Origin of the sequence: Paenibacillus sp. B2(2019) (assembly GCF_008370385.1) — a bacterium.
Taxonomy (GTDB): Bacteria; Bacillota; Bacilli; order Paenibacillales; family Paenibacillaceae; genus Paenibacillus_AQ.
Map to the genome: position 1 here is coordinate 40,308 of NZ_VTZR01000013.1, position 13,690 is coordinate 53,997.

9 protein-coding genes and 1 riboswitch are annotated in these 13,690 nt (G+C 46.5%); of the genes, 5 read left to right on the top strand and 4 right to left on the bottom strand.

What is annotated here, in order from left to right; genetic code table 11:
• Positions 1-39: 39 nt before the first annotated feature.
• From PAENI_RS11050 to uvrB, 3 genes are all read right to left on the bottom strand, one after another.
• Complete coding sequence (locus PAENI_RS11050) at positions 40-249, bottom strand: DUF2759 family protein (protein WP_042192275.1); 210 nt, start codon at positions 247-249, stop codon at positions 40-42.
• Positions 250-958: 709 nt separating this feature from the next.
• Positions 959-3,832, bottom strand: coding sequence for an excinuclease ABC subunit UvrA (uvrA, locus tag PAENI_RS11055; protein ID WP_149645279.1), 2,874 nt, complete (start codon positions 3,830-3,832; stop codon positions 959-961).
• Between the two features lie 429 nt (positions 3,833-4,261).
• Positions 4,262-6,253 (bottom strand): excinuclease ABC subunit UvrB, encoded by a 1,992-nt coding sequence (uvrB, locus tag PAENI_RS11060; RefSeq protein ID WP_149645280.1) that lies wholly within the window; start codon positions 6,251-6,253, stop codon positions 4,262-4,264.
• A 277-nt stretch (positions 6,254-6,530) separates the two neighbouring features.
• Here uvrB and PAENI_RS11065 point away from each other — a divergent pair, with 277 nt between their 5' ends.
• A complete protein-coding gene (locus PAENI_RS11065) occupies positions 6,531-7,313 on the top strand; it encodes a flagellar motor protein (protein WP_076286986.1) in 783 nt (260 codons plus the stop codon).
• Positions 7,310-8,146, top strand: a complete 837-nt coding sequence (locus PAENI_RS11070) for a flagellar motor protein MotB (RefSeq protein ID WP_149645281.1) — start codon at positions 7,310-7,312, stop codon at positions 8,144-8,146. The genes PAENI_RS11065 and PAENI_RS11070 overlap by 4 nt, the downstream gene beginning before the upstream one ends.
• 457 nt (positions 8,147-8,603) lie before the next feature.
• Here PAENI_RS11070 and gcvH read toward each other — a convergent pair whose 3' ends face one another.
• The gene (gene gcvH, locus PAENI_RS11075; protein ID WP_076286985.1) at positions 8,604-8,996 is read right to left on the bottom strand and encodes a glycine cleavage system protein GcvH; all 393 of its coding nucleotides are present in this window, start codon (positions 8,994-8,996) and stop codon (positions 8,604-8,606) included.
• Positions 8,997-9,175: 179 nt separating this feature from the next.
• A riboswitch (glycine riboswitch) is annotated at positions 9,176-9,274 on the top strand.
• 185 nt (positions 9,275-9,459) lie between these two features.
• Between gcvH and gcvT the strand changes: the two genes are divergently transcribed.
• The 3 genes from gcvT (at position 9,460) to gcvPB (ending at position 13,488) form a co-directional block, all read left to right on the top strand.
• Entirely contained in the window at positions 9,460-10,572 is a 1,113-nt protein-coding gene (gene gcvT, locus PAENI_RS11080) for a glycine cleavage system aminomethyltransferase GcvT (protein ID WP_149645282.1), read from the top strand.
• A gap of 106 nt (positions 10,573-10,678) precedes the next feature.
• On the top strand, positions 10,679-12,031 hold the full coding sequence (gcvPA, locus tag PAENI_RS11085; protein ID WP_149645283.1) for an aminomethyl-transferring glycine dehydrogenase subunit GcvPA: 1,353 nt from the start codon (positions 10,679-10,681) through the stop codon (positions 12,029-12,031).
• A complete protein-coding gene (gene gcvPB, locus PAENI_RS11090) occupies positions 12,028-13,488 on the top strand; it encodes an aminomethyl-transferring glycine dehydrogenase subunit GcvPB (protein WP_076286983.1) in 1,461 nt (486 codons plus the stop codon). The genes gcvPA and gcvPB overlap by 4 nt, the downstream gene beginning before the upstream one ends.
• Positions 13,489-13,690 lie beyond the last annotated feature (202 nt).

Here is a 13,690-nt window from a genome sequence, read left to right on the forward strand (position 1 = left end):
GAGTCTTTTGGTGCAAAGCTGTTCAATTTAATTCTTCCGTTAACTTAACCAATGCATCACCATGGCATAGTCAGAGATTATAAAAACCAACAAACTAACCGCTCCGAAAGCAATGGCGAACTTGTTCTTTTGGGGAGCTCTCAGTAACCGAACGACTCCAACCAAAATTAGGATAGTGAATAAAATCATAAAAACATCAAAGGTATGAAATTTAGACGGTCCTTGCGCGGCAACTTCTGCAAGTAGCATTACCTTACCTCCTCAAAAATGTTGTCAAGCAAGATCCAGTATTCCCCATATCCTCTTCTATGTTATCGCTACCATTTGGGCGATGCAATAGGTTTTGTAGAAAAATTATGTATTTGTCGCAAAAAAAATATTTTATCGCTGCAAAATCTGATAAATTAATGATTTTGTTCATTGACGTTTGGTATTTTCCGGCGAAAGCGATACAACCTAACGAGTAATGCTCTATTTTTTGAAGGTGATGAAATGAAGTATCAGTTATGGATTAAGCCCCCTCAAATTAGCCGATTATCGGTTTGATTTTAGTTCTAAGGCTGCTTCCCCAATCTAGTAGCTGAAGCCTTTAATAGAACAAAATGTATATTACAATTAGTTATTTATTTTTCAAGGAACCATCGAGCCTACAGTTATTCTATTACCCATTAAGTATACTTACAGCAACAGCATGTTCCTCATTAAATCTTACGACGGACATGCCCTACATATGCCTATCCCGTCTATTATTTAGTATTCTTTTTATAGGAGTCATATAACGTTTACTAGAAAACTCACATCAGAACGGATAAAGGCTCTAATTTACTGGTGACTACCAGCAATTGTACCGATCAATTGTTTTCCCAAAATAATAATTTTGGACAATAAACAATAAAGGCCACGGCAAATTGCCGCGACCTTTATTATTTAGTAGTTATACTATCCAGCTATTTATAGCTTAGGTAGTTTCCGCCGTCTCAAGCATAAGCGCTTCAGTACGCTCTGTATCACGAATCAGAACTGGCTTCAGATACTTACCTGTGTAAGACTCCGTAACAGTAATGATCTTCTCTGGTGTTCCTGTTGCCAGTACGGTTCCGCCGCCACTGCCGCCTTCTGGTCCCATATCGATGATATAATCAGCAGTCTTAATAACGTCCAGATTATGCTCAATGACAAGAACCGATTCTCCGGAATCCACCAAGCGGTGCAATACTTCAAGTAAACGACCAATGTCGTCCACATGCAGACCTGTTGTAGGCTCATCCAAAATATAGAGTGTCTTGCCTGTACTACGACGGTATAGCTCAGAAGCCAACTTCACACGCTGCGCTTCACCACCGGATAATGTTGTACCTGGCTGACCAATCTTAATGTAGCCAAGACCCACATCCATCAGCGTTTGCATTTTACGATGAATACGCGGGATATTCACGAAGAACTCTGTAGCATCCTCTACTGTCATCTCCAGTACGTCGGAAATGTTTTTCCCTTTATATTTCACTTCTAGTGTTTCCCGGTTATAACGTTTACCTTTACATACCTCGCAAGGAACGTATACGTCAGGCAAGAAGTGCATCTCAATCTTGATAATTCCGTCCCCACGGCAAGCTTCGCAGCGTCCGCCTTTAACGTTAAAGCTGAACCGTCCCTTTTGGAAACCGCGCACCTTAGCTTCATTTGTCTTGGAGAACAGATCACGAATGTCGTCAAATACGCCAGTATAGGTTGCTGGGTTAGAGCGTGGTGTACGCCCGATTGGTGATTGGTCGATTTCAATAACTTTATCGAGATTTTCCAAGCCGCGAATTTCTTTGTGCTGACCCGGACGCACCTTCACAGCCTTATTTAGCTGCCGTGCCAAGCTCTTGTACAGAATTTCGTTAATAAGTGAAGATTTACCGGAGCCCGACACACCAGTCACCGCCGTAAATACACCCAATGGAATCTTCACATTCACATTTTTCAGGTTATTTTCTTTAGCGCCACGAATTTCTATCCAACGATCATCGGTAGCACGACGCTTAGCGGTAACTGGAATAAACTTACGACCGCTTAAATATTCACCGGTTAAAGAATTCGGATCTTTCATAATCTCTTCTGGTGTTCCTTGCGCCATAACTTGTCCACCATGAATACCCGCACCCGGTCCGATATCAATAATATAGTCCGCTGCCATCATCGTATCTTCGTCATGTTCTACAACAATCAACGTATTGCCTAGGTCACGCATATGAGCAAGCGTAGAGATCAGGCGATCATTATCCCGTTGATGCAGACCAATACTTGGCTCATCCAGAATGTACAGTACACCCATCAAACTGGAACCGATCTGAGTGGCCAACCGGATACGCTGTGCTTCACCACCAGATAGCGAGCCTGCTGCGCGGCTAAGTGTCAAATAGTCCAATCCGACATTCACCAGGAATCCCAGCCGATTGCAGATTTCCTTAAGAATGAGATTGGCGATAGCTGTCTCTTTCTCACTTAACTTTATTTCTTCAAACCAATGCTGACAGTCACCAATCGAGAGATCGGTAATATCCGAAATATTTTGTTCGTTGATCGTAACCGCCAAAATTTCTTTCTTCAGACGTTTACCCTTACAGACATGACAAGGCTTAGCACTCATAAATCCTTCGATAAATTCACGAATACCGTCAGATGCGGTCTCCCGGTAACGACGCTCCAGATTCGGAATAATCCCTTCAAAAGCAACCATCGCATCTTTCTTTTGTCCAAAATCATTCTCATATTTGAAGCGAACCTTCTCACTACCTGTACCATGCAGTAGTTTATTCATATGATCAGGTGTTAAACTGCTCACTGTAACGTTCTGTGGAATATTAAAATGCTCACACACGGACTTTAGAAATTGCGGATAGTAATTAGAAGTACTTCCAGTCCAAGCTAAAAAAGCACCTTCTTCAATGGATTTCTCAGCATCAGGAATAAGCAGATCTGGATCGACCACCATCTTCATTCCAAGTCCATCGCACTCTGTGCAGGCTCCAAACGGACTGTTGAAGGAGAACATACGTGGTGCCAGCTCTTCAATACTGAAACCACAAATCGGACAAGCAAAATTAGAGCTGAACAGCAGCTCTTCCTGACCGATGATATCCACAAGGATTTTACCGCCCGAAAGTTTAAGTGCCGTCTCCAGTGAATCCGTCAGCCGGGTCTCCACATCGTCTTTAACGACGATCCGGTCTACAACAACTTCTATGGTGTGTTTTTTATTCTTCTCAAGTTCAATATCCTCAGACAGATCTCTTAGCTCACCGTCCACACGCACACGTACGAACCCTTGCTTAGAAATATCTGTGAAGAGTCCTTTGTGTTCACCTTTACGTCCTGAAATAATAGGCGCTAGGATTTGCAAACGAGTCTTCTCTGGATACTGCATAATCCGGTCTACCATTTGTTCAACGGTCTGGGAAGTAATCTCAATTCCATGCTCTGGACAATGAGGGTGACCGATTCGAGCAAAAAGCAACCGGAGATAGTCATAGATCTCAGTAACCGTACCAACTGTGGAGCGCGGGTTGCGACTTGTTGTCTTCTGATCAATAGAGATTGCCGGGGATAATCCGTCTATCGAATCCACATCCGGCTTCTCCATTTGCCCCAAGAACTGACGAGCATAAGCTGACAAGGATTCAACATAACGCCGCTGTCCTTCAGCATAAATCGTATCAAATGCAAGCGAAGACTTACCCGAGCCGCTCAGCCCCGTCAGCACGACGAAACGGTCACGTGGAATCGTCACATCGATGTTTTTGAGATTGTGCGCTCTCGCGCCTTTAATTACAATATTATCGTTCGCCAACGGAACCTCTCCTTAATGAATCAAATATCAAAGTCTTAACGATTTCAGAGCTTTATTAAAAGCGTTTTCGATCCCTCCCAAACCCTCCCTTCCAAGGGAGGGCCCCAAGGGTTGCACCCTCTGGACACCTGCACTTTTTGGCGAAGGAGGCTGGTGGGACGGGACTTAGTGACAGTGGTGCTTGGAACGCTTATCCCTACGGGACCGCTTGGACGTTAGGCGCATACTAGCTAAGAGCGGGAAGTGCGAGATTATCGCAACTACTATAGCGTTGCGGAACGCTGTCCCTACGGGATGCGCGTAAGTGCCAAAAGCGTTGTGGAGCGCTGTCCCTATGGGATACGCGTCCATCTATTTATTCAAAAAGAACGGCCAGGACAGCACCGTTCAATTACTTATTTTAAATATCGGTGATGCATTTGAGGTTTATTACTCGGCCCGAAGCTCCAACAATGCGTCACGCAGCTCTGCCGCGCGTTCGAATTGCAGGTTCTTCGCAGCGTCCTTCATTTCAGCTTCCAGACGCTGGATCAGGCTTTGTTTCTCTTTCTTATTCATCTTGCCACCAACACCCGTGAGGTAATCCGCTTTAGTCTCGGCAACCTTCGTAGCCTCGATGATGTCACGCACCTTTTTATTAATGGTGGTTGGGGTAATGCCGTGTTTCTCATTATGGGCGATTTGGATGGCGCGACGACGCGACGTTTCGCTCATCGCCTTCTCCATCGAATCAGTGATTCGATCACCGTACATGATTACACGACCCTCGGAGTTACGGGCCGCACGACCAATCGTCTGAATTAGGGAGCGTTCGGAACGAAGGAAGCCCTCTTTATCAGCATCGAGAATAGCGACCAGCGATACTTCTGGGAGGTCGAGACCTTCTCTTAGCAGGTTAATGCCTACCAAAACATGGAATGTACCAAGACGAAGATCACGTAAGATCGCCATCCGCTCCAGCGTTTTGATATCAGAGTGCATATAACGAACCTTAATCCCAATTTCCTTAAAGTAATCCGTCAGATCCTCCGACATCTTCTTCGTCAACGTTGTGACGAGTACACGTTCATCTCGTTCCACCCGATCACGAATTTCACTAATCAAGTCATCGATTTGTCCCTCTGTAGGACGAACCTCAATGATCGGATCCAAAAGACCTGTAGGCCGGATAATCTGCTGCACCATGGTGTCGCAGTGCTCCATTTCATAGGGTCCAGGTGTCGCTGAAACATACACGATCTGCTTCACCTTTTCTTCGAATTCCTCGAACTGGAGTGGACGGTTATCCAGCGCAGACGGCAAACGGAAACCATGCTCTACCAGTACCGTCTTACGCGCCCGGTCACCGTTATACATCGCCCGAATCTGCGGAAGCGTTACATGGGACTCGTCAATAACGATCAGCATATCATCCGGAAAATAATCCATTAATGTATACGGTGTTGCCCCTGGTTCACGGAAGGTGAGCGGTCCGGAATAGTTCTCAATCCCAGAACAGAAGCCCACTTCTTTCATCATCTCAATATCATAACGTGTCCGTTGTTCCAAACGCTGAGCTTCAAGAAGCTTTCCTGCGTCACGAAGAACCGTTAAGCGGTCTTCCAGCTCTTTTTCAATGTTGACCAGTGCCACCCGCATCGTTTCTTCCTTGGTAACAAAGTGAGACGCCGGAAAAATAGCGACATGATCGCGCTCCCCGATCAGTTCACCCGTCAGTACATCAATCTCAGTGATTCGTTCAATTTCGTCACCGAACAATTCGACCCGAATGGCATGTTCACCCTGAGATGCCGGGAAAATCTCAACCACATCACCACGTACACGGAAGGTTCCGCGTACAAAATTGATATCATTACGCTGGTACTGGATATCCACTAGCCTGCTCAAAATCTCATTTCGAGGCTTCTCCATCCCTACCCGCAATGACAAAAGCAAGCTTCCGTATTCCATCGGCGAACCGAGGCCGTAAATACAAGACACACTCGCCACAATAATAACGTCACGCCGTTCGAACAAGGAGCTCGTTGCGGAGTGGCGCAATTTATCAATCTCTTCATTAATACTGGAGTCTTTCTCGATATAAGTATCGGAGGAGGGAATATACGCCTCTGGTTGGTAATAGTCGTAGTAGCTGACGAAATAGTCTACCGAATTATGCGGAAAAAACTCCTTAAACTCACTCGCCAGTTGGGCAGCCAAAGTCTTGTTGTGCGCAATAACTAACGTCGGGCGGTTTAATTTGGAAATAACTTGTGCAACGGTAAACGTCTTCCCCGTACCCGTCGCGCCCAGCAGCGTCTGGTGCTTCTTGCCCTGCCGGATGCCTTGTAGTAATTCCTCTATGGCATGAGGCTGATCGCCCTGGGGTGTATACTCGGACTCCAATTCAAAAGTCTTTGTACTGACGACAATATCACTCATTTGCCCGTCTCCCCTCTATCGTCTAAACTAGATTAATATATTATAATTGTTGTCTGAATGTTCTCTCTCCATACGATGGCAAGCTAAAACGCCCTTGACGTCTCTAAAAGACGTTAAGCGTTTGTGCGAGAATTATAAGGATTAAAGTATAACGTGAAACTTATACTTTCTTATAATTAAAAAATATGGAAGATAAGAATATGTGTTCCCGTTCATTATACAGTGTTGACTAGATCGTTGCAAACCATAATACATAGAAATGTTAGGAGCTTGAAGCATGGATATTACCTCAATAATCGGCCTATTGGCTGGACTGGCTGCGTTAATCGGCGGCTATCTCTGGGAAGGCGGAAGCCTCTCAGGACTGCTGCAGCTTAATGCAGCTTTGATTGTGTTCGGGGGTACGTTTGCCGCCGTTATGATCAGTTTCCCGGCATCTAAGCTGCGCTCCATTCCAACAGCATTACGCATGGCTTTCGGTAGCAACCCTGATCGTGATGTAGAAAAAGCAGAAGAACTCATTGCAATGGCAACCGTGGCCCGTCGCGGCGGCGTTCTAATGTTAGAAAAACAAGCTGAAGAACATCCGGACCCTTTTACACGTGAAGGTCTACTTCTTATTGTGGACGGTACTGATCCTGAGCAGGTAAGACAGATTCTTGAATTAGAAATGGATGCTAAAGAATTGAAGCATGAGAACTATGCTAAGATTTTTGAAGCTGCAGGTGGATATGCACCAACGATGGGAATTATCGGGACGGTGATGGGCCTCATCCGTGTACTTGGCAACCTTACAGATCCGTCAAATCTGGGCACATCTATCGCAGTTGCATTTACCGCAACACTGTACGGTGTTGCCATCGCTAATTTAATATTTTTACCCATCGCTTCCAAAATCAAATCCCGCAGTCAAAGCCAGCTACATAGTATGGAAATGCTACTCGTCGGCATTCTTTCTTTGCAGAACGGGGATCACCCCTTGCTGGTGCGTAAAAAACTGAACTCATTCATCTCAGACACGGACACGAATGACCGTGCGGAAACTAGAGGCCTTCTATGAGACAAAGAGACCGGCGCAAGCGGCGTGTAGAGACTCGGGAAAGCCGCGACCGTTGGATGATTACTTATGCTGATCTAATTACACTTTTACTTATTTTTTTCGTTATATTGTATGCGATGAGCAGCCTGGATACTGACAAATATAACATCGTGACAGGCTCATTATCCGAGACCTTCAAGTCTGGCAGCACTGTCCTTGAGGGTGGGAACGGCATTTTAGATGCTGGGAAATCAACTGAGAACAAACCGGAAAGTACAGACGGGAATGGGAATGCAGCTGCAACTGCGAGACCGAATGCTGGATCTGCTGAACAAACGGAGAACGAAATACCTTCGGCACGTGAACTTGCTTTTCGAGAACAAGAGGCTAAACTTGCTGAATTAATGGGTGTGATCACGAACTATGTAGAGGAAAATAATCTTGGAGAACAAATTTTTGTTGCCGACAAACCGCAGGGGATAGAAATCACACTCAGTGACCGGTTTCTCTTCGATATAGGTAAGGCAGACCTGAAGTCTCCAGCCCTCCCTGCTCTTCAGCAGTTATCTGGCTTATTCAGCGATATCGGCGCAAAGATCAGCATTGAAGGACATACCGACAATACGCCAGTATCTTCAGCTTCTCACTATAACGACAACTGGGAGCTGTCTGGTGCTCGTGCGCTGTCAGTGCTTCGCTTTTTCTTAGATCGGGAGGGATTGAATCCCGACAATTTTCAATACGCAGGTTATGCTGATACCCAGCCCACCGCGGATAATACATCGGCAGCAGGTCAGCAAAAGAACCGCCGTGTAGAGATCATTGTGCTTCGTCAACTTCAAGAGGGTGCATAAAAAATGTTTTACTCAGAGCTAGTTACAATAGCTAGGCCTGTGCAGGAGCGAATCTGCTTATCAACATACCAAAATGGGCTCGCCACTATTTATTACGGAAATACTCCCTGATTATCTGCCTATTCCCTTGTCCAGGCACAGAATTAGGGAATTCCTCCCTGATTAATACCCTATTTAGTCAGAAATAGCGCTTTTCACTGAAATTTTAGGGAGGAATTCCCTAAAACCCTTAGTGTCACGCTATACTCGTCTAAAATAAGGGAGGTTTTCCCTAATTCCACAATCAGTAGATTCGCTTTTAAATAAAATCCCATAATTCCAAACAGTCCCAGGATTTAACTCAAAAATTCACCACCACTATCTATATAAAAACACCAAACAGCAAGTCCCCAAAAACGGAAACTTGCTGCTATAAATATCACATTCGGTGAAATTAATATTCAGAAAAAAATTAGAATTACTCCCCTACCAATGCACGATATCCAGCTGCATCTAGCAGTCCTTTTACAGCATCAGCATACTCTCCGTCCACTTCAATTTCAAAAATCCAACCTTCACCATACGGCTTATCATTAATTAGCTCTGGACTAGCTTCTAAACCATCATTAATCTTGGTAACCTTCCCAGAGACGGGTGAATAGAGTTCCGATACGGTCTTAACGGATTCGATACTACCTACGCTGTCGCCAGCTGAAATGGCCGAACCCACTTCTGGAAATTCCACAAATACGATATCGCCTAACAAATGCTGAGCATGATCCGTAATCCCAACACGTACTACGCGTCCTTCCACTTGCTGTGCCCACTCATGCTCTTCGCTGTAAAGAAGGTTATCTAAAACTTCACTCATTTCAAGCCGCCTCATTTCCAAATTGGAATTCTAAATTTAGTTATAGCCTAAGTGATCCCGGAGCATAATGTCAATATTACTAACAGTAAAATAAATTTGTCGTTTTTTTGACTTTTTCTTGTTGACAGCGCCCTCCTATACCCGTTTAATGGAGACATAAGAAACAAATACAGTTGCGGATGATGGCATAGGGAGAGACTGTCTCACTTGAAGACGGCGCCGAAGGAGTAAGCCCTAACAGGGGTGAATCTCTCAGGCAAAAGGACCTTTGTCGGACGTACCTCTGGAGAGCATCAGACGCGAGGCTGGGTGCGTCAGGTCACCAACGGGGAAACTTGCATGTTAGTTACGCAGGGTAACTCTCAGGTACAAAGGACAGAGCAGAAAGCGATTAGTGCATTTATGCATGATTGCTTCTGCCTGTCCTTTTTTTCGTATGTAATCAGACTAGGGGAGTGACGACATGGATGCTTTGAAAAGAACACCTTTTTATGATCTCTATTCCGCTTATTCGGAGTCCAGGTGCATTGATTTTGGCGGCTGGGAGCTGCCAGTACAGTTTACAGGTATCGTGAAGGAGCATGAGGCTGTTCGCCAGCAGGCTGGACTGTTCGATGTATCGCATATGGGTGAATTCATGGTGATCGGAAGCGGCGCTGAAGCCTTTTTACAAAAAATGACGACCAACGATGTCAGCCGCCTTACCGATGGTGCGGCGCAATATACGCTGCTCTGTTATCCAAACGGCGGTGTGGTCGACGATTTACTCGTGTATCGACTAAGTGAAGGCCGTTATATGCTTGTCGTAAATGCCTCCAACATCGATAAGGACTTCCAGTGGCTGCAAGAGCATCTGACCTCTGAATTCGGTGAAGTCACACTCACTAATGTCTCTGACGAGACGCTTTTGCTCGCCTTGCAAGGTCCGCTGGCAGAGACCATACTCGCAGAAGTTACTGATGCACCGATCTCAACGCTCAAGCCTTTCCACTTCATCGAACGCTCAACCGTCTGCGGTGTAGAAGTACTGATCTCCCGTACGGGTTATACCGGTGAAGATGGCTTCGAAATTTACGCTCCGCTGGATGGGGCAGCAACGTTATGGAACGGCCTTCTCGCAGCAGGCTCTCCTCACGGATTAACACCTGCTGGACTGGGCGCACGGGATACGCTTCGTTTCGAGGCAAAATTGCCACTGTACGGTCAGGAGCTGTCGGCTGACATCACGCCTCTTGAAGCTGGAGTACAGTTCTTCGTGAAGCTGGACAAAGCGGACTTCATCGGTCGCGATGCGCTAGTGCAGCAAAAAGAAGCCGGTCTTCCCCGCCGCCTTGTCGGTCTAGAAATGATTGATCGAGGCATTCCGCGCTCCCATTACCCGGTCTATGCGGACGGCATCAAAATCGGAGAGGTCACAACCGGAACCCAATCTCCAACGCTGAAACGCAACCTGGGATTAGCTTTGCTGGATACAGCTTACAGTGAAATAGGCACAGAGGTTTTCGTAGAGATACGTGGCAAGCAGCTTAAGGCTGTCGTGATTAAGGCCCCTTTTTACAAGTATAAACGCCTTTAGCGTCCATATTAGGACGGTGAACTTTTAAGCGAGAAATAGAAGGATAAAGTATAACGTGAAAATTGTACTTTCTTATATTTTAAAAAAGCCAAGGAGTGAAACCTTAATGAAGCACCGTTATCTGCCCATGACAGCACAGGACCGCGTAGAGATGATGGAAACCGTCGGGATTCAGTCCATAGATGAGCTGTTCTCCGATATCCCTGAAGCCGTCCGTTATCAAGGCACTATGCCGATGTCTGAACCACTCGATGAGTACGCCCTGCTACGTCACATGAAAGGTCTCGCTGACCGAAATGCTGACTTCGATTCGCACGCCAGCTTCCTCGGCGCCGGATTATACGACCATCACATCCCTGTAGTGATCAACCATGTCATTTCCCGTTCAGAATTCTACACTGCTTACACCCCTTATCAACCGGAGATCAGCCAAGGCGAACTGCAAGCGATCTTCGAATTCCAATCCTACATTTGCGAACTAACCGGTATGAAAGTAGCCAATGCCAGTATGTATGATGGCGCAACCGCATTATCCGAAGCAGCCGTCCTCGCAGCTGGTGCTACCAAACGCAAAAAATTAATTGTCTCCCGCACCGTTCATCCTGAAGCGCGCCAAGTGTTACGCACATCGGCTAATGCTTGGGGTCTTGAGGTAGTGGAGATTGACTATAAAGACGGTGTTACCGATCAGGCTAAGCTTGCTGAGGCCATTGATGGTGATACGGCTGCAGTACTGATGCAATCGCCTAACTTCTTTGGCAGCATCGAAGATCTTAGCTCCGTTGAGCCACTGATCCATGCTGTTAAAGGGTTGTTCGTCGTCAGTGCAAATCCGATCGCTCTTGGCGTACTAGAAACACCAGGTAAGCTCGGAGCCGACATCGTAGTCGGTGACGCTCAGCCACTCGGTATTCCCGCTTCCCTCGGAGGTCCAACCTGTGGATTCTTCGCTGTAGCAGAGCATTTAATGCGCCGCATGCCAGGTCGTATCGTTGGTCAAACTGTTGACCGTAACGGTAAACGCGGCTTCGTTCTGACACTCCAAGCTCGTGAACAGCATATCCGTCGTGAAAAAGCGACATCGAATATCTGCTCCAATCAGGCGCTGCTCGCACTCTGCGCATCCGTCTACCTGTCCGTAATGGGTAAAGAAGGGATGCGTGAAGTAGGCGAGCTGAACATTCGTAAAAGTCATTACGCCGCTAATAAACTAAGCGAACTAACAGAGGCTGAACTTACCTTTTCCTCCCCATTCTTTAACGAGTTTGTCGTGAAGCTTCCGGAGGGAAGCAGCGTAAGTGCAATTAATTCGAAGCTGCTGAAGGAAGGTTATCTAGGCGGTTATGATCTGGGCCGTGATTATCCTGAACTTGCTGGACATATGCTGGTAGCCGTTACGGAAAAAAGAAGCAAAAACGAAATCGACCAATTCGCTAGCGCACTGGAGGGCTGTTTATGAAACCGGAGCAAAGTCTAATTTTTGAATTAAGCCGGCCCGGCCGTTCGGCCTATTCTTTGCCACTGTGCGATGTGCCACAGGAAGAAAGCTTAGAATCTCTGATTCCATCAGGTTTACTCCGTAGCGAACCCGTTGTGCTTCCAGAAGTATCGGAAGTGGATGTTATTCGCCACTACACTTCCTTGTCACGCCGCAACTTTGGCGTAGATAACGGCTTCTATCCACTCGGTTCATGTACGATGAAATACAATCCGAAGATTAACGAAGATGTTGCCCGCATCGTAGGCCTAGCTAAGATCCACCCTTACCAGCCAGAAGAAAGCATTCAAGGCGCACTGGAATTAATGTATACCCTGCAAAATGACTTGTCTGCACTAACCGGCATGGATGCTGTATCTTTACAGCCTGCCGCAGGTGCTCATGGTGAATGGACCGGCCTCATGATGATCCGCGCCTACCATGAAAGCCGCGGGGAGACCCGCACGAAGGTTATCGTGCCGGATTCCTCACACGGCACCAATCCTGCTAGTGCTTCAGCAGCAGGACTTGAAACGATCACGATCCCTTCCACAGATAAAGGGATGGTTGATCTTGAAGCACTCAAAGCAGCTGTTGGCAGTGACACAGCCGCACTGATGCTGACTAACCCAAGCACACTCGGCTTGTTCGAGACCCAAATCGTCGAGATTGCTGAGATCGTGCATGAAGCAGGCGGCTTACTCTATTACGATGGAGCCAACTCCAATGCCATTATGGGCATTACCCGCCCTGGCGACATGGGCTTTGACGTTGTGCATCTGAACTTGCATAAGACAATGAGCACCCCGCACGGCGGTGGTGGCCCTGGAGCCGGACCTGTCGGCGTAAAATCCATCTTGATTCCGTTCCTACCACAACCAACTGTGGTGAAAAACGAAGATAGCAGCTTCTCACTCGACTTCGGCGGACCTGAATCGATTGGACGCGTGAAAGCTTTTTACGGCAACTTTGGTATTCTCGTTCGTGCCTACGCCTATATCCGCACCTATGGTCCAGACGGACTGCGTGAGGTATCCGAAAATGCCGTGCTGAATGCGAACTATATGATGCATCGTCTGGCGCCGTATTTTGAAATCCCATATCCGGGCGTATGTAAACATGAATTCGTAATGTCCGGCAAAAACCTCAAGCAGTATGGGGTGCGCACCTTAGACGTTGCTAAACGATTACTCGACTTCGGCTACCACCCGCCAACCGTGTACTTCCCTCTGACTGTTGAGGAATGTATGATGATCGAGCCGACGGAAACCGAAAGTAAAGAAACGCTCGACGGCTTCATTAATACGATGATCCAGATCGTAAAAGAAGCGCAGGAGACACCGGAAATCGTAATCAACGCACCTCATACCACAGAGATTAGCCGATTGGATGAGACACAGGCTGCGCGTAAGCCGGTATTGAATTGTTCTTGCGGTTAATAGATAGTGAGCAATATTAAAAAAGCAGGCCACGATATCAGTTATCGTCGGCCAGCTTTTTTGTATGCGAATAAAAATCAACACTATGATCTACTCGGCCTGCACCTTCGCAAAAATCAGGAGTTATGATATCCTAATTTCGAGGGTAGCGTTTTCCCATTAGAAAGGAATGTATTCCTTGTGAAATTTGAATTTGTCCATA